This window comes from Achromobacter sp. F4_2707 (genome assembly GCF_047501535.1).
Lineage (GTDB): Bacteria > Pseudomonadota > Gammaproteobacteria > Burkholderiales > Burkholderiaceae_B > Yanghanlia.
In genome coordinates this window covers 85,038-109,004 of record NZ_JAZDRJ010000010.1, presented here as the reverse complement: position 1 = coordinate 109,004, position 23,967 = coordinate 85,038, and the positions used below count along the sequence as shown (strand labels likewise).

The 23,967-nt window shown below is 57.0% G+C and carries 24 protein-coding genes; 11 read left to right on the top strand and 13 right to left on the bottom strand.

The annotated features are described in order from the left end of the window. Positions 1-82 precede the first annotated feature (82 nt). Positions 83-1,462 (top strand): 23S rRNA (uracil(1939)-C(5))-methyltransferase RlmD, encoded by a 1,380-nt coding sequence (gene rlmD, locus VRY85_RS11135; protein ID WP_414598667.1) that lies wholly within the window; start codon positions 83-85, stop codon positions 1,460-1,462. Positions 1,463-1,545: 83 nt separating this feature from the next. Here rlmD and argH read toward each other — a convergent pair whose 3' ends face one another. After that, the gene (gene argH / locus VRY85_RS11130) at positions 1,546-2,970 is read right to left on the bottom strand and encodes an argininosuccinate lyase (RefSeq protein ID WP_414598666.1); all 1,425 of its coding nucleotides are present in this window, start codon (positions 2,968-2,970) and stop codon (positions 1,546-1,548) included. Positions 2,971-3,054: 84 nt separating this feature from the next. On the opposite strand from argH, the gene VRY85_RS11125 reads away from it, so the two are divergent. Both VRY85_RS11125 and VRY85_RS11120 read left to right on the top strand, forming a co-directional pair. Beyond that, a complete protein-coding gene (locus VRY85_RS11125) occupies positions 3,055-4,338 on the top strand; it encodes a mechanosensitive ion channel family protein (protein ID WP_414598665.1) in 1,284 nt (427 codons plus the stop codon). After that, positions 4,335-4,673, top strand: a complete 339-nt coding sequence (locus tag VRY85_RS11120; RefSeq protein ID WP_414598664.1) for a P-II family nitrogen regulator — start codon at positions 4,335-4,337, stop codon at positions 4,671-4,673. The genes VRY85_RS11125 and VRY85_RS11120 overlap by 4 nt, the downstream gene beginning before the upstream one ends. A gap of 80 nt (positions 4,674-4,753) precedes the next feature. On the opposite strand, the gene VRY85_RS11115 is transcribed toward VRY85_RS11120, so the two are convergent. Then, entirely contained in the window at positions 4,754-5,323 is a 570-nt protein-coding gene (locus tag VRY85_RS11115; protein WP_414598663.1) for a chorismate--pyruvate lyase family protein, read from the bottom strand. 35 nt (positions 5,324-5,358) lie between these two features. Between VRY85_RS11115 and VRY85_RS11110 the strand changes: the two genes are divergently transcribed. After that, on the top strand, positions 5,359-6,093 hold the full coding sequence (locus VRY85_RS11110; protein ID WP_414598662.1) for a pseudouridine synthase: 735 nt from the start codon (positions 5,359-5,361) through the stop codon (positions 6,091-6,093). A 128-nt stretch (positions 6,094-6,221) separates the two neighbouring features. Here the strand turns inward: VRY85_RS11110 and VRY85_RS11105 are convergent, their stop codons facing one another. Continuing rightward, positions 6,222-7,130, bottom strand: a complete 909-nt coding sequence (locus VRY85_RS11105) for a 23S rRNA (adenine(2030)-N(6))-methyltransferase RlmJ (RefSeq protein ID WP_414598661.1) — start codon at positions 7,128-7,130, stop codon at positions 6,222-6,224. Between the two features lie 12 nt (positions 7,131-7,142). Then, positions 7,143-7,898 carry a glycerophosphodiester phosphodiesterase gene (gene ugpQ, locus VRY85_RS11100; protein WP_414598660.1) on the bottom strand — a complete coding sequence of 252 codons (756 nt, stop codon included), beginning with the start codon at positions 7,896-7,898 and terminating at the stop codon, positions 7,143-7,145. A gap of 222 nt (positions 7,899-8,120) precedes the next feature. Here ugpQ and VRY85_RS11095 point away from each other — a divergent pair, with 222 nt between their 5' ends. After that, positions 8,121-10,088, top strand: a complete 1,968-nt coding sequence (locus VRY85_RS11095; RefSeq protein ID WP_414598659.1) for a SurA N-terminal domain-containing protein — start codon at positions 8,121-8,123, stop codon at positions 10,086-10,088. Between the two features lie 150 nt (positions 10,089-10,238). Here VRY85_RS11095 and VRY85_RS11090 read toward each other — a convergent pair whose 3' ends face one another. Then, positions 10,239-10,958 carry an arylesterase gene (locus VRY85_RS11090; protein ID WP_414598658.1) on the bottom strand — a complete coding sequence of 240 codons (720 nt, stop codon included), beginning with the start codon at positions 10,956-10,958 and terminating at the stop codon, positions 10,239-10,241. Here VRY85_RS11090 and VRY85_RS11085 point away from each other — a divergent pair. Then, a complete protein-coding gene (locus VRY85_RS11085) occupies positions 10,957-11,646 on the top strand; it encodes an ABC transporter ATP-binding protein (protein WP_414598657.1) in 690 nt (229 codons plus the stop codon). The two genes, VRY85_RS11090 and VRY85_RS11085, sit on opposite strands and share 2 nt — an antisense overlap. Before the next feature lie 41 nt (positions 11,647-11,687). Here VRY85_RS11085 and VRY85_RS11080 read toward each other — a convergent pair whose 3' ends face one another. From VRY85_RS11080 to VRY85_RS11070, 3 genes are read right to left on the bottom strand one after another with little or no spacing between them, the layout of a single operon-like run. Continuing rightward, complete coding sequence (locus VRY85_RS11080; RefSeq protein WP_414598656.1) at positions 11,688-12,998, bottom strand: TRAP transporter large permease; 1,311 nt, start codon at positions 12,996-12,998, stop codon at positions 11,688-11,690. After that, positions 12,991-13,497 (bottom strand): TRAP transporter small permease, encoded by a 507-nt coding sequence (locus VRY85_RS11075; protein WP_414598655.1) that lies wholly within the window; start codon positions 13,495-13,497, stop codon positions 12,991-12,993. The genes VRY85_RS11080 and VRY85_RS11075 overlap by 8 nt, the downstream gene beginning before the upstream one ends. Positions 13,498-13,499: 2 nt before the next feature. Next, positions 13,500-14,477 (bottom strand): TRAP transporter substrate-binding protein, encoded by a 978-nt coding sequence (locus VRY85_RS11070; RefSeq protein ID WP_414598654.1) that lies wholly within the window; start codon positions 14,475-14,477, stop codon positions 13,500-13,502. Between the two features lie 187 nt (positions 14,478-14,664). On the opposite strand from VRY85_RS11070, the gene VRY85_RS11065 reads away from it, so the two are divergent. After that, on the top strand, positions 14,665-15,507 hold the full coding sequence (locus tag VRY85_RS11065; RefSeq protein ID WP_414598653.1) for a peptidoglycan DD-metalloendopeptidase family protein: 843 nt from the start codon (positions 14,665-14,667) through the stop codon (positions 15,505-15,507). Positions 15,508-15,560: 53 nt separating this feature from the next. On the opposite strand, the gene VRY85_RS11060 is transcribed toward VRY85_RS11065, so the two are convergent. From VRY85_RS11060 to xth, 5 genes are all read right to left on the bottom strand, one after another. Then, positions 15,561-17,831, bottom strand: a complete 2,271-nt coding sequence (locus VRY85_RS11060) for a RelA/SpoT family protein (protein ID WP_414598652.1) — start codon at positions 17,829-17,831, stop codon at positions 15,561-15,563. Positions 17,832-17,849: 18 nt separating this feature from the next. Further along, the gene (gene rpoZ, locus VRY85_RS11055; protein ID WP_414598651.1) at positions 17,850-18,053 is read right to left on the bottom strand and encodes a DNA-directed RNA polymerase subunit omega; all 204 of its coding nucleotides are present in this window, start codon (positions 18,051-18,053) and stop codon (positions 17,850-17,852) included. An 82-nt stretch (positions 18,054-18,135) separates the two neighbouring features. Then, on the bottom strand, positions 18,136-18,768 hold the full coding sequence (gmk, locus tag VRY85_RS11050) for a guanylate kinase (RefSeq protein WP_414598650.1): 633 nt from the start codon (positions 18,766-18,768) through the stop codon (positions 18,136-18,138). 22 nt (positions 18,769-18,790) lie between these two features. Next, positions 18,791-19,129, bottom strand: a complete 339-nt coding sequence (locus tag VRY85_RS11045; RefSeq protein WP_414598649.1) for a hypothetical protein — start codon at positions 19,127-19,129, stop codon at positions 18,791-18,793. Between the two features lie 4 nt (positions 19,130-19,133). Next, entirely contained in the window at positions 19,134-19,925 is a 792-nt protein-coding gene (gene xth / locus VRY85_RS11040) for an exodeoxyribonuclease III (protein WP_414598719.1), read from the bottom strand. Between the two features lie 158 nt (positions 19,926-20,083). Here xth and VRY85_RS11035 point away from each other — a divergent pair, with 158 nt between their 5' ends. From VRY85_RS11035 to VRY85_RS11020, 4 genes are read left to right on the top strand one after another with little or no spacing between them, the layout of a single operon-like run. Continuing rightward, complete coding sequence (locus VRY85_RS11035) at positions 20,084-21,265, top strand: acetyl-CoA C-acyltransferase family protein (protein ID WP_414598648.1); 1,182 nt, start codon at positions 20,084-20,086, stop codon at positions 21,263-21,265. A 40-nt stretch (positions 21,266-21,305) separates the two neighbouring features. Next, entirely contained in the window at positions 21,306-22,061 is a 756-nt protein-coding gene (locus VRY85_RS11030; protein ID WP_414598718.1) for a spermidine synthase, read from the top strand. A gap of 33 nt (positions 22,062-22,094) precedes the next feature. After that, the gene (locus VRY85_RS11025; protein WP_414598647.1) at positions 22,095-23,063 is read left to right on the top strand and encodes an ABC transporter substrate-binding protein; all 969 of its coding nucleotides are present in this window, start codon (positions 22,095-22,097) and stop codon (positions 23,061-23,063) included. Between the two features lie 11 nt (positions 23,064-23,074). Beyond that, on the top strand, positions 23,075-23,965 hold the full coding sequence (locus VRY85_RS11020; protein ID WP_414598646.1) for an ABC transporter permease: 891 nt from the start codon (positions 23,075-23,077) through the stop codon (positions 23,963-23,965). The last annotated feature ends 2 nt before the right edge of the window (positions 23,966-23,967 follow it).

Here is a 23,967-nt window from a genome sequence, read left to right as displayed (position 1 = left end):
TCTATGGCCAGGCTCGATAGCCAGATCGGTGCCGAGAGCAAGGTAAAATGCCCGACTGCATACCAGAATCTCTCTTCCCATCATGACTTTAGAAGTATTAGATATCGAGTCGCTAGATCTTGAAGCGCGCGGCGTGGCTCATCGCGATGGCAAAGTTGTTTTCGTGGAAGGGGCATTGCCCGGCGAGCGCGTTGAAGCGAGCATTGTGCGGCGCAAGCCTTCATACGAAAAAGCACGGGCTCAGCGTATATTGCGAGCGTCCTCGCAACGGGTGGAACCGCGTTGCCCCCATTACGGCGTTTGCGGTGGGTGCGCCATGCAGCATCTTGACGCCCAGGCTCAGGTGGCGATCAAGCAGCGAGTGTTGGAAGACGCGTTCGGGCATATTGGCAAGCTGAAGCCGGCGCTCATCTTGCCTGCCATGCACGGCCCCACCTGGGGCTACCGCTATCGGGCCCGCTTGTCTGTGCGGTTGGTGCCTCGCAAGGGCGGCGTGCTGGTGGGCTTTCGGGAGCGTCACAGCAGCTACGTTGCCGACATGACGGAATGCCATGTCATGCCTCAGCATGTGTCCGACATGCTAGTGCCCTTGCGGCGTATGGTAGAAACAATGTCGACACCCAACCGCATTCCACAGATTGAGGTGGCGGTGGGTGACCAATGCACTGCACTGGTGTTGCGCCATATGGAGCCCCTCACTGGTCAAGATCTCAGCATTCTGCGCGCCTTTGCCGAACGCTGGAATGTGTCGTGGTGGCTACAGCCCAAGGGGCCGGACAGCGTGCATTTGCTTAACCCTGCGGATGAAGGCTTGTTGGCTTATACCTTGCCTGACTTCGGCTTGCGTATGCAATACAGGCCGACCGACTTCACCCAGGTCAACCCGCACATTAACCGTAGCCTGGTCGCGCGGGCGCTTTCTTTATTGGAGGTGCAGCCTAATGACAGAGTAGCGGATCTGTTCTGTGGCCTGGGTAACTTTACCCTGCCGTTGGCAACGGATGCCCGCGAAGTGGTGGGTATAGAAGGCAGTAGCACCCTGACCAAGCGCGCACTCGAAGGCGCCCAGGCGCATGGCTTACAAGAAAAAACCAGCTTTACCACACTGAATCTGTTTGAAGTGGATGTTGAGTGGTTGCGGGCGCTGGGCCATTTTGACCGCATACTCATTGACCCTCCTCGGGAAGGTGCGGAAGCGGTGGTGCGCGCCTTGTCAGCCTTGGCAGACGACGAGCGTCCGGCCCGCATTGTGTATGTGTCCTGTAATCCGGCCACGCTGGCCCGTGATGCGGCCATCATGAAGCACAAGGGCGGTTATGTTCTGCAGGCTGCTGGTGTGGTGAATATGTTTCCGCATACCGGCCATGTGGAATCCATTGCCGTGTTTGAGCCGGGGAGGGCGCTTACACCGGAAGAACTGCAAGCCCAGGAAGCGCGAGGCGAGCAAAACGAGCACGACTAGGCGGAAATAAAAATCCCGCTGGAAACCGGGGGTATGTCCGGCTTCCAGCGGGTTAGCTGTAGAGCGGCTTATTGCCTCGCTGGCTAGGCAGCGGGTGACTCAGCCAGTATGCGTTGTGCTTCTTCGCGCACCCGTGCTGGGGCGGTGCCGCCAATGTGATTACGGGCAGCCACACTGCCTTCCAGAGTCAGCACGTCGTGGATGTCGGCTTCGATGGAGGCATGGAAGGCCTGCAATTCCGCCAGGCTGAGGTCTGCCAGATCGCAACCGCGTTTTTCGCATTCGAGCACCGCATGGGCCACGATTTCGTGGGCATCGCGGAAAGGCAGGCCTTTTTTGACCAAGTAGTCGGCTAAATCCGTGGCGGTGGCATAACCTTGCAGAGCCGCTTCGCGCATCGCCTTGGGCTTGACCTGAATGCCGGGAATCATGTCGACAAATATGGTGAGCGTATCGCGCACCGTGTCGGCGGAATCGAACAGGCCTTCTTTATCTTCCTGATTATCTTTGTTGTAGGCCAGCGGCTGGCCTTTCATGAGCGTAAGCAGGGCGATCAGGTGGCCATTGACCCGGCCCGTTTTTCCGCGCGCCAGCTCGGGGACATCTGGGTTTTTCTTCTGCGGCATGATGGAGCTGCCGGTGCAGAAGCGGTCAGCCAAGTCGATAAAGCCCACACGCGGGCTCATCCAAAGCACCAGCTCTTCAGATAGCCTGGAAATGTGAGTCATGATGAGGGCGGCTGCCGCGCAGAACTCAATCGCGAAATCACGGTCGGAAACGGCGTCCAGCGAGTTGCGGCATACGCCGTCGAACCCCAGAGTACGGGCTACGCGTTCGCGGTCAATGGGAAAGGAAGTCCCTGCCAGCGCTGCGGCGCCTAAGGGCAGCCGGTTAACACGTTTACGGCAGTCGGCCAGACGTTCGGCGTCGCGGCTGAACATTTCTGCATAGGCGAGCAAATGGTGGCCGAAGGTGACCGGCTGTGCCACTTGCAGGTGGGTGAAGCCCGGCATGATGGTGTCGGCGTGCTCCAGGGCCAAGCGGGCCAGTGCGGCGCGCAACTGTTGCAGCAACTCGATGGCAATATCGATTTCGTTGCGCAACCACAGACGGATATCAGTCGCGACCTGATCATTGCGGGAACGGCCGGTGTGCAGCCGCTTGCCTGCGTCGCCCACGAGTTCGACCAATCGCTTTTCGATGTTGAGGTGAACGTCTTCGAGATCGAGCGACCAGGTGAAGAGATCTTCTTCAATTTCTTGAAGAATGCGCTCCATGCCTCGTTCGATGGCTTCGCGGTCTGCTGCGCTGATGACTCCGGCAGCCGCCAACATTTCGGCGTGGGCCAACGAGCCTTGAACATCGAAGCGCGCCATGCGCTTATCAAAGTTGACGGACGCCGTATAGCGTTTGACAAGGTCGGAGACAGGCTCTGAAAAGCGGGCCGACCATGCGTTTGCCTTGTTGGCGAACTGATCTTGTGCGGAAGGGGAATTAGGGTTCGACATAGTGCGTGCAATTATAAAGGAGTAGCCGCTGCACAGGGCACGAGTCGATGGCACAATGCGCCCCTACGGTATATTTACACGGTTATGCAGAACGAAACTTCTATCTCTCAAGTATTAAGCTCTTCCGGGTACGGCTTGGTTAACGAGCTGCTGCGTGATGCCGAATGGCTGGGCATCGCTTTGCTGGTGGTGGCGGCTGTGCTGGTTTTCGTGGGTGTGGCCATGTTGATCGCGCGGGCGCTCGCAGGCGTGGCGCGCCGCACCTTGCGCGTGGTAGGTCGCCCAGAATGGGCGGCGGGCCTGATCTCCCGAAACGTATTTCGCAACATTGGTTTCGCGCTGCCTTTATTGGCCGTGCTAAGTAATTTACCCCAATTGGCGATCCGGCCCGAGCTGGCCGTGTTGCTCACGCGCGTATTTACCTCGGCGGGCGTGGTGTTCATCTTCATGTCGCTGATTGGTATTTTGCGCACCTGGGAAGATATTTATTCGTCCAGCCGTCGGGGCCAGATTCGTTCCATCAAGGGGTATGTGGAACTGGCCCGCATTCTCTTGTGGTTGATTTGCGCCATTTTGGTGCTGTCAGTCATGATGGATCGTTCCCCGCTGCTGATGCTTTCCGGCTTGGGCGCGCTGTCAGCGGTGCTGCTATTAGTATTCAAAGACACCTTGCTGTCACTGGTGGCCAGTACGCAGATGAGCAACTACGACATGTTGCGCCTGGGTGACTGGATAGAAATGCCGCAGGCCGGCGCCGATGGTTTTGTCATTGACATGGCCTTGCATACGGTCAAAGTTCAGAACTGGGATAAAACCGTCACCACCATCCCTACCTACAAGCTGTTTTCAGAAAGCTTTCGCAACTGGCGACACATGTTCGAATCGGGTGGCAGGCGGATTAAAAGAACCCTGCGTATTGATGCCAGCACAGTGCGTTTTCTTGATGAGGCGGAAATTTCTGATTTACGCCGCTACGCACTGATACGCGATTATCTGGATGGCAAACAGGTGGAGTTGGAAGAAACGAATCGCAAATTAGGCGAACTGACCGCTGTGCCTGCCAACCGCCGCCGCCTGACAAATATCGGCACATTCAGGGCTTATGCCAAGGCGTATATTGAGAATCACCCGGAAATCCACAAAGGCATGCTGATGATTGTGAGAATGATGGAGCCGCAGTCAGAAGGCATACCGGTGGAGGTGTATTGCTTCACTAATAATACGGCGTGGGTCGAATACGAACGTATCCAAGGTGATATCTTCGATCATCTGCTCGCTATTCTGCCCGAGTTCTGGCTGCGGCTTTACCAAGCCCCTGCAGGCAGCGACCTTTCACGACTGCAAAACATCACAAGGAACGAACAATGAAGATGATCTCGGCCATTATCAAGCCCTTTAAGCTCGATGAGGTGCGCGAGGCCCTGGCGGATATTGGCGCTACGGGCGTTACCGTCACGGAGGTGAGGGGCTTTGGTCGGCAGAAAGGGCATACCGAGCTGTATCGCGGTGCGGAATACGTGGTGGATTTTCTTCCCAAGCTGCGGGTCGATGTTGTGCTGCCAGCCGTCATGGTCGAGGCCGCCATTGATTCCATCATCAAAGCGGCTTACACGGGCAAGATTGGTGACGGAAAAATTTTTGTGACTCCGGTTGAGCAGGTGGTGCGCATTCGTACGGGAGAAAGCGGCATTGATGCGCTGTAAAGCAAACAGCAGGCCTGAAAAATGAACGTGTCAGGCGCGGCCGGCGGCTATTGCTGCTGCAGAACTGCTGAGGGCGCCATTCACGGCCTGGCAGCGCCTGCGACCTCCCAGAATTGCGGCAGAAAGGCTTCGGCTACCAGCAGGGGCTGACCGAGCCGCCAGAATACGGAACAGCGTGCCAGAACAAGCCTGGCATCTGGGCAGGCCTTGCCCAGATGCAGACGCATGCTGCGATACAAAGGGTGCTGGCTATGCAGTCGGCATACGAAAAAAGGCGAACGGATAATTTGCGGGTCGTGGTAAAGCATGTCCGCTAACGGCCGTGTGCGCAAGCGCCGCATACCCTGCCAAAGGGCGTGCGAGGCGCTTAATGGCGTGAAACTGCGGGCCAGCACACAGTCAATGCCGTCAATTGACATGCAGATTTCACGCAGCCAGATCTCGCTGCGGGCAGGGCGGGCCAGCATCCAGGCTTCCTGCTCATGCAGGCCATCTACTTTCTCGCGCTCTACGCGCAAATCCAGGCGACCCAACTGGCGCAGCCCAGCAGTGAGCGCATTGGGGCGGAACAGCCAGAACTTTTGATGAGGAGTCAGGGAAGGGGGAGCGGCGCACTGCCAGCCGCTGTGTCTGCTGGGTGTAATTTCCATGGGTATATTATCGCCAAAGTCATACAATACTGCCCATGGAAAAAATACGAATCTCCAAGCTCATGGCTCAACAAGGCCTATGTTCCCGGCGCGAGGCTGACGCTTACATTGAACGCGGCTGGGTGCGCGTCGATGGCGTTGTGGTGTCGGAACTGGGCAGTAAGGCCTGGCCGCACCAGAAGATCACGCTGGAACGGCAGGCTCGACAGCGCCAGACATCGCGCGTCACCATTATTCTCAATAAGCCGGTGGGCTATGTTTCCCATCAGTCAGAGCAGGGGTATAAGCGGGCGGTGTCGCTCATCACGCCTGAAAATCTGTATCGGCCGCAAAAGCAGCCGCTTCAGTTTGACCCCGGCCATTTGCGTGGCCTGGCGCCGGCCGGCCGCCTGGATATCGATTCTCAGGGGCTGCTGGTACTGACTCAAGACGGGCGCATTGCTCGCCAGCTTATCGCTGAAGACAGCGAAATCGAAAAAGAATATCTGGTGCGTGTGGAAGGCCGCATCGCCGCCAATGGCCTGGAAAAACTGCGCTTTGGCCTGTCACTGGATGGTGCGCCGCTCAAGCGTGCCCATGTCGAATGGCAGAACGAAGATCAGCTGCGCTTTCTGCTGCGTGAAGGCAAAAAGCGGCAAATTCGCCGCATGTGTGAACAGGTGGGCCTGAAGGTGGTGGGCTTGAAACGCGTGCGTATGGGGCGCGTCGTGCTAGGTGATCTGCCCCAGGGCAAATGGCGCTACCTGCGCGAAGGCGAAAGCTTTCTCTAAAGGACGAAAGGCGTTGCTATCGGTCGGGGCTTTTACCCCCTGAAGCGATAGGCGCCTCTGATATCTTTTTTTAAAGCTGTGTCGCTTGGCCCCGCTCTGGAGAACGGGGTTGGCGCATATGCATGTGGTCAGCTGCGGGCGCTTCGGGTCAGTGTAAAGCCTGCCCGTTGGTCTTGCCCTAGGGTTTTAGCTAACCAGGGCAGGGCCTGGGCCAGGCTGTCATGGAGTGTCCAAGGCGGGTTCACCACAAACATTCCGCTGCCGTGCAGGCCAAAGCCATCTGAAGCAGGGCGTTTCACTTGTAATGCAGCATGCACCCATACCGTGTCCAGGCGTTCCAGGGCACGGGTTAGGTTTTGTACCTCGCGCCGCTGCACCAAGGGGTACCACACAATAAAAGTGCCGGTGGCAAAACGCTTGAGGCCTTCCTGAACCGCACTCAGTGTGTACTTGTAATCGTTTTTGTTTTCGTAGGATGGGTCTATCAGGACCATGCCACGCCGGGTGGGAGGCGGCAACAAGGCTTTGATGCCCGCAAAACCATCCGCCTGCTCGAGAACCACCTGCCGCGAACGGCCTCGCGCATGATGCGACAAGTTCTGAGCCAGTACATCCACCTCGCTGGGGTGCAGTTCAAATAGCCGCAGGCGGTCGCGGTCCCGCATCGCTTCCATTGTCAGCCAGGGCGAGCCGGGGTAGTAGCGTAATTCGTCCGGCGCGTTGAAGGCTTCTAAAGCTTCCAAGTAACGTGTAATCAATTCAGGGGGGTGGTCTGCAGTGTGCAGCCGCATCACACCGTCCAGATACTCCGGCCTTCGCTCCTTAGGCGCTTCAAGGCTGTCTGTAGTTGGGTTTTGTGAAGGCCGTGCAGACGACCATTTCCCTTCCAGGTCGTAAATGCCGGCCCCCGCATGCGTGTCAATCACCCAATACGGGTTGTCTTTGCGATTGAAGTGATCCAGCACATGAACCAGAATGGCGTGCTTGAGCACATCGGCATGATTGCCGGCGTGAAAGGCGTGTCGGTAGCTAAACAAAGGAATTCTCTTTCAGAGTTGGCCGGGGGCCATGGTATCGACTTCGTCGGTGATGATGGCGTTGCAGCCCCATTCCAGAAGCTCAAGCGCCCGCTGAGGGTCGTTGACCGTCCAGATTGCCAGGCTCAGGCCTGCATCGCGTATTTGGCGAACCTCATCGCGCGTGACATGGCGATGGTTCAGGTTTAGCCCGGTGCACTTCAGCCACATTGCGCGTTCGCGCCAATCGGGAGGGAGCGCACCTTCAATCAGCAGAGCGCGAGGCAGTTCCGGCGCGGCATCACGGGCCGCTGCCAGGGCGGTTTCTGAAAATGAGGACAGCAAAGGCGGAAGTTCAGCGCCTTCCCACAGTTGCCGCGCCAGCAAAGCAATGCGCTCGCCTGTGTGGGTTTCCATGCCGGCAGTCGGCTTGATCTCTATATTGCTGTGTATTGAGTTGGCGTGCGTATAAGCGGCAATACTATAGAGTGTGGCAATCGGCTCACCGGCATAAGCGGACGAATGCCACGCGCCGAAATCGTGGCGGGCCAGTTCGGCATAGCGTAAGTTCGCCGCTCGCCCCTGGCCGTTTGATGTGCGTTCCAGCGTGTCGTCATGCAGCAATACGGGCACGTCGTCCGCCGTTAGCTTGACGTCGTATTCCATCATACGAAAGCCACGAGAATAGCCTAGCCGAAAGGCTGCAAGGGTGTTTTCGGGAGCGGAGCGGCCGGCACCGCGATGGGCAACCCATTGGGGGTAGGGCCAGGCTGAAAAATGTCTAGGCATGCAAGGGTTCCCAGTGATCGTCACCTGTGCGTTGGCAAGGGTGGCATTTTACTCATCAGAAAGAATCAAAATGCAAGGGCGGAGTCTGTCGCGAATAGGACAAGATGCTTTTGTCGCTGGTGGTAAACTTCCGCAAAGTGAAAATCTGGGGTCGGTGGGCCTTGGGTTTTCAAAATGATTTTCCGGAGCCCTTGAGGTTTCGCAACTGAATCCAGGTGATGAATGTTCGATTTTATACGCACGAACCAGCGGTTCATGATGTTTATATTGCTGGTACTCGTCCTTCCATCGTTCGTATTGATCGGTTTTAGCGGCTATACCAACTACGTATCGGGCGACAAAGAGCTTGTTAAAGTGGGTGATTCCGCTGTGACCCTGCAAGAGTTTGAAATGGCGCGGCGCAATCAGCTAGAGCAACTCCAGCGTAGCGCCATGGGGCGCTTCGACCCGGAAGTACTCAACACCCGTCCTGCGCGGGAAATGCTGTTGGAATCCTTGGTTGACCGGCGCGTGCTGGTGGATGTCGCTACAGCAGAGCGTTTCAGCGTGTCTGATGCGGCGCTGCGTAACGAAATCGCCCAAATGCCTGAGTTTCAGGAAAACGGTAACTTCTCCGCCGAACGCTACAACCAACTGCTGGCAGCGTCCGGCCTGAGCGCACGAGATTTCGAGCAGGGTCAACGGGGAGAGCTGGCGTTGCGGCGTGTCTTAGGCCCTGTGGGCGGTAGCGCTGTGTTGCCCGAACCTGTTGTGCAAAGCATAGTCGCCGCTCTCACAGAAGAGCGTACGGTGCGCTTACAGACCTTTCCGGTGTCTGAACAGTTGAAAGACATCGTGGTTTCCGATGCAGACATCCAGGCGTGGTACGAGGCGAATAAAGAAAGCCTGACTGTGCCCGACCAGGTCGCAGTGCAGTACCTGCTGCTGGATGAAGAGGTCGCGGTTCAATCCGTCGGAGAAATCAGCGAAACTGATCTGCAGGCTTACTATGAGCAGAACAAAGCCCGTTATGTCACGCCACCGCGTGTCAATGTGAGCCACATTCAGGTCAGTGTAGCGCCCGGCGCTTCCCAGGAAGAGCGCGAGGCTGCCCGTGCGAAAGCGGAATCTATCGCACAGCGTGTTAAGGCCGAACCGGCCCGCTTTGCGGAGATTGCTCGCGAAGAATCCCAAGATGTCGGCTCTGCTCGTGATGGCGGCCAATTAGGCTGGGTCCGGCCGGGCAGCTGGCCTGCCGTTCTGGAGCAGGCTGTGTTCGCCTTGCAGGAAGGCGGCATTTCCGATGTGGTGGCCGGGCCGGACGGCTTCCATGTGTTTTTGGCCAATCAGGTTGAGGCTGAAAGAGGGGAATCATTCCAAGAAGCCCGCGAACAGGTGGAAACCGAAGTACGCCGCCAACTGGCTTCCGAGCGGTTTGCCGAGCTAGCTATGCGCTTGACCGATCTGGTGTACGACAACCCCAATAGTCTGGAGCCCGCCGCCCAAGAGCTGGGCCTGGAGCCTCGCACCGTTGCTGGGGTGACACGCAACAACCTGCTGGATGCTGACATTGTCGGCAACCAGGCCGCAGCCGCCAGCGCCGACGCAGCTATTTTTGAAGACCCGCGCGTTCGAAGCACGCTGTTTTCAGCCTCGCTGCTGCAGGAAAAAGCCAATTCAGGTGTGATCGAAATTTCACCTGATACACTGGTAGTGGTTCGCGTCGCCGCCTTTGAGCCTGCCCATGTACCGCCACTTGAACAGGTAAAAGGGCTGGTTGAAAGTACGCTCGTGGCCGAACGGGCACAAGAGGCCACCATACAAGCAGGAGAAAAGGCTTTGGCTGCGTTGCGCGATTCCGCCGCAGACTCTGACCTTAGCGATGGTTTCGGCGACGCCATGACGGTGAGTCGCATTGACGACCAGGGCCTGGCCAAAGCAGTATTGGATGCCGTGTTTGCAGCCGACCCCAATGCACTACCCGCTTACGTTGGCGTGGAAGGGCCGCAAGGCTACGCCGTGGCACGGGTTGAAGCCGTGAAGGCAGGCGAGGGTGAAACCAAAGAGCTGCTGGCCGCAGGCCTGGCAATGGAACTGGCTCGCACTTGGGGCATGGCGGAAGAAGCAGCTGTGTTGCAACAAATGCGTCAGCGTTTGGGTGTGAGCCGCACCTCCGACGCAGAAGCTGTGCTGGCCGGCGAAGAGGGCTGATCCGCTCCTCCATAAAAATAATCGCTTCTGCGGTTGAACGACACCCCAAAAGTTGGACTCGAATCCGACTTTTGGGGTGTTTTTCATGGTGAAGCCTGATGAGCCGCTCAAATTTTTATGATGCAGAGCGGAGCCGGCGCGGGGGCAGCTTTAGCCAGCCGAATCGGAGTTGACTGGAGGGTGGTCAGGGGCTTGGCCCACCATGGGCGGCAACATGGGTTCCAGATGCTGCCAGATCGTGTCAGCGATAGTTGGTTGGGCTTGTTCCGTGGGGTGCAGGCCGTCGGCCTGAAACAGTGAAGTATTGGTGGCGATGCCTTCCAGCATGAAAGGCACCAGCTCGCCGCCCGTATTCTTAGCCACGTCGGCATAGGCGTTATGAAATGCCTGTGTGTAACGCTGCCCATAGTTAGGCGGGATATGCTGGCCGACCAGGAGCACTTGGGCACCGTGGCTGTGTGCAAGCTCCACCATTTTCTGAAGGTTGTTCTTCATCTCGGGTATGGGCAAGCCCCGCAAGCCATCGTTGGCACCTAACTGCAATACCAAGATGTCTGCATCAAACTCTTTCAGGATGGAGGGCAGGCGTTGCAGGCCGCTGATTGTGGTGTCACCGCTGATACTGGCATTGCGTATCTGGTATGCTTGGTTGCGGTGCGCGAGGCGCTGTTCAACCAGAGTAACCCAACCGCTACCCCGGGCCAGGCCATACTCAGCTGAGAGGCTGTCGCCCAGTATCAAAATACGTTGGATGGGGGCGTCGGCGCTTGCCTGATTAGCGGCTTGCTCACTCTGCGCAGCAGAGCCTGCACGCCACGCCAACAGCAACACCAACCCAAACAACAAGGCTATCGACTTTCCCCAGCGCATGCAATCAGCTCCCAGTATTGAAGTGTTAGACCTCTGCCAGCGCGTGGCTGACAGCTCCGGCATGCTGGACATTTTAAGCATGATCAGTTTCACGGTGGAAAGCGGCGAGGCCGTCGCTATCACCGGCAGCTCAGGTTCTGGAAAGAGTACCTTGCTGGGGCTGATGGCAGGGCTGGACGTGCCGACATCTGGTTCGGTCAAGTTGCTCGGGCATGACTTGTTCGCGCTGGATGAAGAAGCCCGCGCCCAGATTAGGGCGCGCTATGTGGGGTTTGTTTTTCAAGCTTTCCATCTTTTGCCTAACTTCACGGCCCTGGAAAATGTCATGCTTCCGCTGGAACTGCGCGGTGAGCCGGCCCAGGACGCAGCACGCTCCATGCTTGAAAGGGTGGGCCTGAAAGACCGCCTGAATCATTACCCCCGAACGCTCTCCGGTGGGGAGCAGCAGCGTGTTTCCCTGGCTCGTGCCTTTGTGCAGAAGCCTGCAATTCTGTTCGCCGATGAGCCAACTGGGAGTCTGGATGAGCAGACCGGTCGCATGGTGACCGACTTAATGTTTGGTCTGCACCAGGAACACGGTACTTCACTCGTTCTTGTGACACACGACCCGAAGCTTGCAGCGCGTTGCAATCGAGAATTACGGTTAGCGGGTGGAAAGCTCCTGGAAGCACTGCCTGCAGACCGCTAACGCAGGCTGGCTGCGTTAGCGCCGCTTGAGGGAAGGCAGTGCTACATGCCTCGCATGCGCATCTGCGAAGGCAGCCAGGTGGCGAGTTCCGGAATGAAATACAGCAGCAGCGTGGCGGCAATCATCAATAAGAACATGGGCAGCGAAACCCGGGCCAGGTAAGGGAGCTCTTTTTTGGTCATGCCCGACAGCACAAACAGGTTGAAGCCCACAGGTGGGGTGATCTGAGCCATCTCAATAACCAGAACCAGGAAGATGCCAAACCAGATCAGGTCGATGCCGGCCGCTTGTACGGTGGGTAGCAGAACCCCCATGGTGAGCACCACAATGGAAATGCCATCCAGCAAGCAACCGAGAATGATGAAAAACACCATGAGCGCGAGGATGAGGCCGAATTGTGACAAGCCCAAGGAACCTATCCATTCTGCCAGAGCACGAGGCAGGCCGATATAGCCCATAGATAATGTCAGAAACTGAGCGCCCGCCAGAATCAGTGCGATCATGCAGTACAGCCGGGTTGCCCCCATCAGTGATTCTGTAAAGGAACTCCAAGTCAGCGAGCCTTGCAGCAGAGAAAGCGCCAGGGCGCCAATCACCCCTATCGCGGCAGCTTCAGTGGCGGTGGCAAAGCCGGTATAGATAGCACCCAGCACAGCACCGATCAGCAGGACGACGGGAATCAGGCTGCCCGATGCTTTAAGCTTTTGCATGAAAGGCATGTTCTCGTCAGAGGCGGGAACCTCCGTCGGGTTCATGATGGCCCATACAGCGATATAGCCCATGAACAGCACGGCCAGCATGATGCCCGGCAAGACACCTGCGATAAACAGGCGGGAAATGGAAACGTCTGCGGCTACGCCATAGACAATTACGATAATCGAGGGCGGAATCAGCAGACCCAGCGTACCCGCACCGGCAAGGGTGCCCAATACCTTGTCCTGCGGATAACCACGGCGGCCCAGCTCTGGAATCGTCATTTTTCCTATGGTCGCAACGGTAGCAGCGGATGAACCCGAAACTGCCGCAAAAATTGCACAGCCTATGACATTCGTATGCAGCAGGCGGCCAGGAATCCGGTTCAACCAGGGAGCTAAACCGCTGAAGAGGTCTTGCGACAGCCGGGTTCGAAAAAGGATTTCCCCCATCCATAAAAACAGCGGCAAGGCGGTCAGTGTCCAGCTTGATGCCGCTCCCCAGATACTGATGGCCATCGCATCGCCTGCAGAGCGCGCGGAAAAGATCTCCATGCCAAGCCAGGCGGCGCCTGCCAGAGTCAGGCCCACCCATACGCCGCTGGCCAGAAAGCCGATGATGGAAACCACCAGCATGGTGATAACAAAGATTTCATTCATGCAGTGCAGCTTCCTGGGTGTTGCTATGAGGCCGGCCAAGCAGGCGGCAGAGGGTTTCATCCACCATGGCGATAAAGAAGATGACCGTGCCTGCCGCCATAGTAAGTTGGGGAATCCACAGTGGGGTGGCGTCTTCGCCGGTGGAAATGTCGTTGAACGTGTAGGAATCCAGTGCCAGCTTGCAGCTGAACCATGCAAGGTTGGCCGCAATAATGGCACCGATAATGAAGGCGAAGGTGTCTAACCGCCTGCGCAAACGCTCGGGCAGGGATGACAACAACAACGTGACGCGGATGTGTTCGCCTTTTTTCAAAGTATGGGCCAGGGCCAGAAAGCCCGCCGCAGCCATGCAATACCCCGCGTAGGAATCTAAGCCAGGGACATGCATGGCCAGCTGCCGCACGGCAATTGCAGCAGCGATACAGACGAGCACACCTATCATGGCGAGGGCGGCGAGCACGCCCGCCGCCATGTACAACCCATCAAGCCACTTGCGCATGTTTATTGCGCCCGGTATGTGTCAATGATTTGCTTTCCGTCGGCACCTGCACTTTTCAGCCATTCGTCCAACATGGTTTCGCCTACTTTGCTCAGGCCGTCCATCAGTTCAGCTGAGGGCTTGACGATTTCCATGCCATTTTTTTCAAGGCTATCCAAATACCACTGGGTTTTCTCACGAGACAGTTCCCAGCCCCTTTTCTCGGCGATTTCCGCTGCTTTCAGAAGTGCATCTTGGTTGGCTTTATCCAGTGCATCGAAAGCGCGCTTGTTCACCAGAATGGCGTTCTTCGGCAGCCAGGCTTGTGTATCGTAGAAGCGCTCCATGTATTCATACACCTTGGTATCCCAGCCAGTAGAGCCGGATGTCATGAAGGCATTCACGACACCTGTAGCCATGGCCTGAGCCAGTTCAGCTTGCTGAATCGTGACGGGTTGTGCACCGACCAGGTCGGCAATGCGCGCAGTGACAGGGCTGTAGGCGCGCCACTTCAGGCCTTTGAGGTCGTCAACCGTGTTGATTTCTTTATTTACGTAAATGCCCTGAGGCGGCCAGGCCACGCTGAATAACAACATCATGCCCTGGGATTCGAGCTTTTTGCTTAGTACCGGCTTTTGAGCTTGGTATAGCTTCCAGGCTGCGTCGTAGCCGGTTGCCAGGAAGGGCAGGCCGTCCAGGGCGTAGATGGGGTCTTCGTTGGCGAAGTTGGTTAACAGGATTTCTCCCGCCTGAGCCTGGTTAGATTGCACAGCGCGTTTGATTTCCGGGGCTTTGAAAAGCGATGCGTTGATGTGCAGGGTGATATCAAATTCGCCGTTGGAAAATTCCTTGACGTCTTTCACGAACTGCTGGAGGTTTTCAGTGTGCAGATTGGAAGCGGGATAGGCGGTGGGAAGATCCCATTTCGCGGGGGCGGTGAAAGCCGGTGCGGAAAAAGCCAGAGCTGCTGCGCAGGCCGACAGCATGAAAATCTGTTTCATTATGAATTCCTTTTGTGTGCGCTTCTTTTGCGGAATGTTGTCTCGCAATTGATTGTAGAGAGCTGGGCGACACAATCAATGCCTGACAGCCATGCTTCAGGGAAATCCATGAGCAGTAGAAACCCGGTTGAAGAAAGGTACACTTTCTATCCTGTGCAATCAGAAAGTGGCTATGTCAGGGTTTTCAATGGTTAATCGTATGTTGGTTGGGCTGTTTGCAGCGGCGCTGACTGTTGGCGCAGCCTGGGCCCAAGGCGCCGGCTATATCGCACGCTCTTTGCACCAACCGGTGCCAGGTGGTGTGGCGGTATTGTCGCTTGGGTCGGGTGCGACAGCGCCTGTTGTGCACTACGAAGGCGCGCAGGTCATGGTGGTAAAGGATAGCGACGGTAGCTGGGTCGCTGTGCTGGGCATTGATCTCAAAGCCCGGCCAGGGCGGCATGAGGCACAAGTAAAAGAAGGCCCGAACCTACGCCAATTGGCTTTTGATGTGGGCCACAAGGAATATGCCAGTCAACACATCAAGCTTAAGAATCAAGCGCATGTCACTCCTGCGCCGGAGCAGCTCAAACGCTATGAGCGCGAATACGCCGAGCAGATGGCAGCTTATGGGAGCTTTAGGGAGAGCGGCCCCAGCAATGTGCTTTTAGACGCTCCGGTCAAAGGACGGACGTCCAGCCCATTCGGCCTGCGCCGGTTCTTCAATGGCCAAGAGCGTAACCCCCACTCAGGCCTGGATTTCGCCGTGCCAAAGGGAACTCCTGTCCACGTGCCGGCCAACGGCGTGGTCACAATTGTGGGCGATTATTTCTTCAATGGCCGCACGGTGTTCGTAGACCATGGCCAGGGCTTCATCACCATGTATTGTCATCTGGATGAGATTCTGGTGCGAAAAGGCCAGGAACTTAAACGGGGTGATGTGTTGGGGAAGGTGGGCGCGACGGGCCGCGCGACCGGCCCTCATCTGCACTGGAATGTCAGCCTGAATGGCAACCGGGTGGACCCGGCAATCTTCCTGAAAGGAAAATAAACGCCTGGAGAACGCAGGCGTTTATTTGGTGAGCTGTACGGGTGTATGAACCGTCAGCCTTTTACCCGCACAATTTTCTTCACTTGCGGCACATGGCGGATGGCACGAATGACTTGCGCCAGGTGATTACGACTGTCCACCTGCAATGTCAGGTGCAGCACGGTGGTCGAGCCTACCGCTTCCTGCATGGTGAGATGCAAGATATTGGAATCTGCTTCGGTAATTTCCGCAGCCAGACGGCCCAGCACGCCGCGCTCATTGAGTGCGGTGACATCCAGGCGGGTGGTGAGGTGACGCGCGGTTTTGATGTCCCATGCGACGGGAATCCAGCGCTCGGGTTCGCGGGAGCGCTGTCGTTGCGCCACTGAGCAATCGGCCATGTGCACAACCAGGCCGTGGCCCAGACGGATGCCGCCGATAATGGCATCGCCTGGAAGGGGGCCGCAGCAGGGTGCCAATTGCACGGCTTGGCCTTCGTTGCCGTGGATAAGGATAGGCGCAGATTTGGTGCTGGAAATTTCGTCGAATACCGCAGCCGTAGTAGAAACCAAGGTGTTTTCTTCGGGGCCGAAACGTCTTGCCACCACAGCCGCCAGCCGTTTACCCAGACCTATATCAGCAAGGATTTCGTCGCGGGAAACCGCTCCCGAGCTTTTGGCAAGTTTTTCCCATTCAGGGTCGTCGTCGGCCGGGTAGCTCAGGTTAAGCTGGTTGAAAGCCTGTTGAAGCAGACGCCGGCCAAAGGCGACGGACTCTTCGTACTTGACGGTACGCAGGTAATGACGGATTTCGGAACGCGCCCGGCCGGTTCGCACATAGTTAAGCCATTGCGCACTGGGCCGCGAGGCACTAGAGGTAACAATTTCGACCGTATCACCACTTTTGAGCTCCGTGCGCAACGGTGCGAAGTCGTCGTTGATCTTGGCTGCAACAGCCTGATTCCCGATGTCGGTATGAATGGCGTATGCGAAATCGACCGGCGTAGCACCCTTGGGCAGCGAGATGATCTTGCCCCGGGGCGTAAAGACATACACAGCGTCGGGGAAGAGGTCGACCTTGACGTGTTCAAGAAATTCACCCGAGTCGCCAGTCTGGCTCTGGATATCGAGCAGGGACTGCAGCCACTGGTGGGTGCGTTTCTGTAAGTCGTTAAGAGAGACGTTAGGGTCTTTGTAGAGCCAGTGTGATGCCACACCTTCTTCGGCAACGTGGTCCATGTCGCGAGTGCGGAACTGGAACTCCACAGGGGTGCCATAGGGGCCGATAAGTGTTGTGTGCAGGGATTGGTAGCCATTCAGCTTGGGAATAGCGATGTAATCCTTGAACTTACCCGGCACGGGTCGGTAAAGCTGATGCAAGGTGCCCATCGCCAGATAACACTCTGGCAGGGTGTGCACGACAATACGAAAGCCGTAGATGTCGAGAACATCGGAAAACGACTTTTTCTGTTCGAGCATCTTTTTATAGATGCTGTAAAGGGATTTTTCGCGGCCGCTGATTTCTGCTTCGATGCCAGCGGCGGGCAGAGCGGCGCTCACGGCTTCGTGGATTTTCCCCAGGACTTCACGGCGGTTGCCGCGAGCGGCCAACATGGCTTTATGCAAGACCCGGTAACGGTTGGGGTGCATGGCCTGAAAACAGAGGTCTTGAAGCTCGCGAAATAGAGCGTTCAACCCCAGCCGGTGTGCGATAGGCGTGTAGATTTCAAGCGTTTCGCGGGCAATGCGGCGACTTTTCTCAGGGGATACCGCACCCAGGGTGCGCATATTGTGCAGGCGGTCAGCCAGCTTGATGAGAATGACGCGGACATCGCGCGCCATGGCCAGCAGCATTTTGCGGAAGCTTTCAGCCTGCTGCTCAGCTTTTGAGGCGTACTCAAGCCGATGCAGTTTGGTCAGACCATCGACGATCTCAGCCACATCGGTGCCGAAATTCTCGGCCAGTTCCTGTTTGGAGACGTCTTGGTCTTCGATGACGTCGTGCAGCAGGGCCGCCATCAGAGATTCGGCATCGAGCTTCCAGCCCGCACAGATCTCAGTAACGGCTATTGGATGTGTGATGTAAGGTTCGCCGCTGGCGCGGAACTGACCCAAATGAGCCCGATCGGAGAAGCGATAGGCTTCCTTGACCCGCTCAATTTCTTTGGCATCAAGGTAGGGCTTGATGGCTTCAATCAGCGGTGCAAGCGATGCAATGGTGCTGCCGGTCGCCGGTGTATCCGCCTTAGCGGCCGGCGACGCGTTGCGACGACGCCTGAGCCGGGAGCCTTTTTTAAGGACTGCCAGCAGGCCTGAAGAAGCGCCGCGCAAGGTGGTGAAAGCCATCGTACCGCCTCGTCAGATTCAGGTTGGTACCTTGCGCAACATTTCAAGGCCGGTCAGCCCTTGGGCGATTTCTCGCAAAGCAGTAACCGTGGGCTTGTTCTTGCTTTCGATGCGGGGCTCGTGGCCCTGGGCGAGTTCGCGCGCGCGATAGGTAGCAGCCAGCGTGAGCTGGAAGCGATTGGGGATTTTTTCGAGGCAGTCTTCGACGGTGATGCGGGCCATGAGAATCCTTGAGTTAATTGGTTATTAGTGAAGGCGGGTAACGCTTTTATGGCGCAATGCGTGATGCGATGGAGCAGCGGGCTTACGTGCCAGAACGAATGCCCAACTGATTAAAGAGTTCGGCGTGCCGGGCGGCCTGCGAGGCATACCGCAACCTGGCAGCCGCAACGATGCTGCAAAGCTCGCTTAATGCAGTGCTAAATTCTTGATTAATAATAACATATTGACACTCTGATACATGCGACATTTCGCCGCCTGCGGCGAGCAGGCGCCGTGCGATCACATGCGGTTCATCTTGGCCGCGCTTCTTCAATCGCAACTCAAGCGCTTCGATGGAAGGGGGCAGAATGAATACGCCAATGGCGTCGGGCAGAAACTGGCGGACCTGCCGGGCGCCTTGCCAGTCGATCTCCAGCAGGACATCGCGCCCGGATTGCAGGGCTTCATCGATTCTGTCGCGCGGGGTGCCATAAAAATTGCCGTGCACTTCGGCCCATTCAAGCATGGAGCCGGCGTCGCGCAAGGCTTGGAATTCTTCGACGCTCACGAAGCGATAATGTTTTTCATGTTCTTCGCCGGGGCGAGGAGGGCGTGTCGTACAGGAAATCGACAGCATCATGTCAGGCTCTTTTTCGAGCAAGGCATTGACGAGACTGGATTTCCCGGCGCCACTGGGGGCGACAATCATGAATACGTTACCAGGGCGTTGCGACATAGGTCTATGCGAAGAAAAACCGTTATTCTAGCGGACTCGAGTCGGAGTCGGGGTCGCAACCGAGTTGCTCAAGCGTGGCTAACCAGCTTTCCGGGTCGGCGCACAAAAAAGCCACTGCGTCATCCGCCTCCATGTTAAACAGCACGTCCTCAAGTGTGGCGCTTGCTTCATCGGCCGTGCTGATGGCCGCGACATGCAGGCTGGAACCACTTTCGAATTGTTCGGGCGGCACGAAGGCAGTCACGGCTTCGGGGTCGGGGGCGCTGATGGCCACATAGGCCCGCACAGGCAGGCCGTCGGCGTTGACGTCAAGTACGACGCCGGTATCGAAGCGATTCACTACATGGCTGGTGACTTGCATAAGGTTAAGGTTCCTGGCCGAAATTAAGCGTGGCGATTACGGGGGTGTGATCGGAGGGCTGTTCCCAACCGCGAGGCTCTTTGTCGATCACGCATTCTGTACATAGGGGGCGTAAAGCCTCTGACAGCAAGACGTGGTCAATGCGCAGCCCGGCATTGCGGCGGAAGGCCATCCGCCGGTAATCCCACCACGAGAAGGATTTCTCTTCTTGCGGGAATAGACGGAAGGCGTCGGTCAGGCCGAGGTCGAGCAACGCCTGGAACGCAGCGCGTTCGGGCTCCGACACCAGGACATCTCCTTCCCATTTGGCCGGGTCGTGTACATCTTCGTCGGCAGGCGCGACGTTGTAGTCTCCCAATATCGCCAAGCGCGGGTAGGATTGCAGCTCTTCTTGCAGCCATTCATGCAAAGCCTGGAACCAGCGCAGCTTGTATTGATATTTGTCGCTGTCGAGCGACTGGCCGTTGGGGCAATAGGCGCTAATAACGCGCACTGGGCCGGCGGGCGAAGGCAAGGTCGTGGCGATCACTCGCTGCTGAGGGTCTTCCAAGCCGGGCAAATTGCGGTGCGTGTCGGTACCGGGTTGCCGCGAAATAATGGCTACGCCGTTATAGGTTTTTTGGCCTGCCCAGACTGCGTGGTAACCGATTTCAGTGAAGGCATCTAGGGGGAAGAATTCGTCGGCCAGTTTGAGCTCTTGCAAGCACAAAGCATCAACGGGGTTATTGCGCAGCCAGTTGACAACTTGTGGCAAGCGGACTTTTAGAGAATTGACGTTCCAGGTGGCTAATTTCACAGTGTAAAAGATGTGGTGGAGCAAAGGGGTCATGATATCAGTGAGAGCGGGAAACGGCTGACGCGCTCCGTAAGACGCCGGGCGACAGCGAGTCTCGGGGCGCGGTATGATCTTCTAATTCACATCGCAGTACCTATAAATACACAGGAGATTCGAGCATGGAAGACGTTGTTGTCGTTGCCGCCTGCAGAACGGCTATTGGTGATTTCGGGGGCTCCCTGAAAAATGTGCGCCCAACAGAGTTGGGCACAACCGTTGTGCGGGCTGTCTTGGAGCGGGCTGGGGTGGAGCCTTCCGAGGTGCAGCACGTCGTGTTCGGTCAGGTGGTCAATACTGAGCCCAAAGACATGTATTTGTCGCGTGTGGCGTCACTGAACGCCGGCATTCCCGACAGCGCGGTCGCCATGAACGTTAACCGCCTGTGCGGCTCAGGCCTGCAGGCCATCATTAGCGCGGCTCAGGCTATCAAGTTGGGCGATGCGCAGGTGGCGATCGGCGCAGGCGCCGAAAGCATGAGCTGCGCGCCTTATCTCGCCCCTGCGCAACGCTGGGGTGCGCGCATGGGCGATGCGGCTCTCATCGATATGATGACCGGCGCTTTGTCCGACCCACTGGCTAACGTGCATATGGGTGTGACCGCAGAAAACGTCGCCAAGCGTCACGAAATCAGCCGCGCCGATCAAGACGCTCTTGCTGTGTCTTCACACCAACGTGCTGAAAACGCCATTAAACAAGGTTATTTCAAGTCGCAGATCGTGCCCGTCGTGCAGAAAACTCGCAAAGGCGAAGTTGTGTTTGATACCGACGAGCACGTACGCATGGGGGCCAAGGCTGAAGATTTCGAGGGCCTGAAGCCGGTATTTGTCAAAGAAGACGGCACGGTAACAGCAGGCAATGCATCGGGCCTGAACGATGGCGCGGGTGCGGTGTTGCTGATGAGCGCTTCCCATGCGCAAAAGCGCGGCGTCAAGCCGATGGCGCGTCTGGTGTCGTATGGCCACGCAGGGGTCGAGCCGCTTTACATGGGCATTGGCCCTGTTCCGGCCACGCGACTGGCGCTGGAACGCGCCGGCCTGACACTCGATCAGATGGATGTCATCGAATCCAACGAAGCCTTCGCCGCTCAAGCCTGCGCCGTGATTAAAGAGCTCGGCATGGATCCGGCCAAAGTCAACCCGAACGGCAGCGGCATCAGCCTGGGCCACCCCATCGGCGCGACCGGCGCCATCATCACCACCAAAGCGTTATACGAGCTTGAGCGTATTCAGGGCCGCTATGCACTGGTGACCATGTGCATAGGCGGGGGGCAGGGTATTGCGGCGATCTTCGAGCGTGTCTGAAGCGTTTGAATCCGCCAAAGAAGCGTATCGCCCCTGGGAAATGGATGAGCCTACCGTCTCCGAATCCTCGGGCATACGCTATCTGCATTTCGGTACCGAATGGGTGCAAGGGGCCATGCGATTGCGTCGCCCCAACGATCTGGTTCTCGCCTATACCCAGCAAATGATGGCCTGGCTGTTGTTGCTTGAGCCTGAGGCAGAGCATCATGTCGGCATATTAGGGTTAGGCGCGGGTTCGCTTTTGCGGTACACCTTGCGCAATACGCCGGTGCAAATCACAACGGTCGAATGGAACCCTATGGTCACGGCTGTGTGTCGCAGCCATTTCCGCCTGCCCGAGTCAGAGCGTTCGGATATTGACCATTGCGATGCCGCCGACTGGGTGCGCCGACCTGAAAATATTGGCTGCTATACAGCCTTAATGGTTGATCTCTATGATGCGACGGCTCAGGGCCCGGTGTGCGGTTCGCCCGAGTTTTACCAGGACTGCGCCCGCGTACTCACTGACCCGGGCGTAATCACTGTGAACCTCTTTGGCGATCACGCCAGCTTCGAGCCGAATCTTGAAGGGCTGCGGGCTGCTTTTCCCGATGGCATGCTGGTGTTGCCGGAAATCGACGCGGGTAACCGCATCGCTATAGGGGTAAAGGGAGATTTGCTTGATGTGTCCGTCGGCGCCTTTATCGAACGGGCTGAAATGATTGAACGCCGCTATCGCCTGCCTGCCGTAAGATGGGCGCGCGACATGCTGCAACAGCTGCATTTCTCACATACACTTACGCGCAGTCACGACTGACCGCCGTTTATCAATGTTGCCAAGGAGCTTTCCATGAAGTCGAAACTCTCTGTTCGTACCCTGGTTGCGGGCTTGCTTGCTGCAGGCCTGCTGGCGCATGCACCATCATGGGCGCAATCTGTTGCGGTAACCTCCATCGTAGAACATCCCGCACTGGATTCCGTCCGGGATGGCGTCAAGGCCAGTCTAGCTGAAGCAGGTTACACAGAAGAGACAGGCCTGAAATGGCAATACCAGACCGCTCAAGGCAATAATGCCATTGCAGCACAGATTGCTCGCAAGTTCGTAGGCGATCGTGTCGACGTCATTGTCGCCATCGCTACCCCATCGGCACAGGCTGTCGTCTCTGCCACCCGGGATATTCCCGTCGTTTATTCCGCAGTTACCGATCCGGTCGCGGCTCAACTTGTGCCGACCATGGAAGCGTCCGGCACCAATGTCAGCGGGGTCTCTGATCGACTGTCACTAGAACGTCAGGTCGAACTGATTAAAAAAGTCGTGCCAGACGCCAAACGGGTCGGCATGGTCTATAACCCCGCAGAAGCCAATTCGGTGGTGGTGGTAAAAGCCATGCGCGAACTTCTGCCGGAACACGGTATGACGCTGGTTGAGGCGACAGCGCCCCGCACGGTTGATGTTGGCGCGGCGGCACGCAGTCTGGTTGGAAAAGTAGACGTCATCTACACCAACACAGATAACAACGTGGTGTCGGCCTACGAGGCGCTGGTAAAAGTCGGCACCGATGCCAAATTGCCGCTGATTGCGTCTGACACTGACAGTGTGGTGCGCGGCGCAATCGCAGCCATAGGCATTAATTATTATGACTTGGGCCTGCAGACAGGCCGTATGGTGGCGCGTATTCTGAAGGGCGAGAAGCCAGGTGATATTGCTTCTGAAAGCAGCGACAACCTGGAGCTTTTCGTTAATCCGGGTGCGGCGCAGCAGCAAGGCGTCACATTGGATGAAGAGTTCGTAAAATCTGCTACCAAGGTTATTGAGTAATTTAGTTTTCCATGTCCATTTATGCTTTATGGGGTGCCCTGGAGATCGGCCTGATTTTTGGCCTGGTCGCTCTGGGTGTGCTGATCTCCTTTCGCATCCTGCGCTTTCCTGATCTCACCGTCGATGGCAGTTTCCCCCTTGGGGGCGCCACTGCAGCGACGCTGATCAGTGTGGGCATGGATCCCTTTTCCGCCACGTTGGCAGCGATGGCCGCTGGTGCGTTTGCAGGCATGATTACCGGCTGGTTGAACGTTAAGCTGCGCATTATGGATCTGCTGGCCAGCATCCTGATGATGATTGCTCTGTATTCTATCAATCTGCGCATCATGGGTGGGCCGAATGTGCCGCTTATCATGGAGCCCACGGTTTTTAATGTGCTGCAACCGGACGGCGTTTCCGACTACATCTTCCGACCTTTGATGTTGGTGGTGTTGCTGGTGGCGGCCAAATTCTTGTTGGATTGGTATTTTTCAACTCAGGCTGGTCTGGCCATGCGCGCCACAGGCTCCAACCCACGTATGGCGCGTGCTCAAGGGGTGGCCACAGGCCGTCGCGTACTGGTGGGCATGGCCATCTCCAACGCACTCTGCGCTTTGGCCGGTGCTTTGTTCGCGCAGTCGCAAGGCGGTGCGGACATTTCCATGGGCATAGGCACCATTGTGATTGGCTTGGCTGCGGTCATTATTGGCGAAAGCATTATGCCTTCACGCCGCTTCTTCATCATTACCCTTGCAGTCATCATCGGCGCTGTACTGTACCGGTTGTTCGTTGCCTTGGCGCTGAATGCGGACTTTATCGGCCTGCATGCCCAAGACCTCAACCTGGTGACAGCCTTGCTGGTTACATTCGCCTTGGTCATGCCCATGATCAAGCAGCGTCTGCGGCGTAAGAAAGGGAACTGATC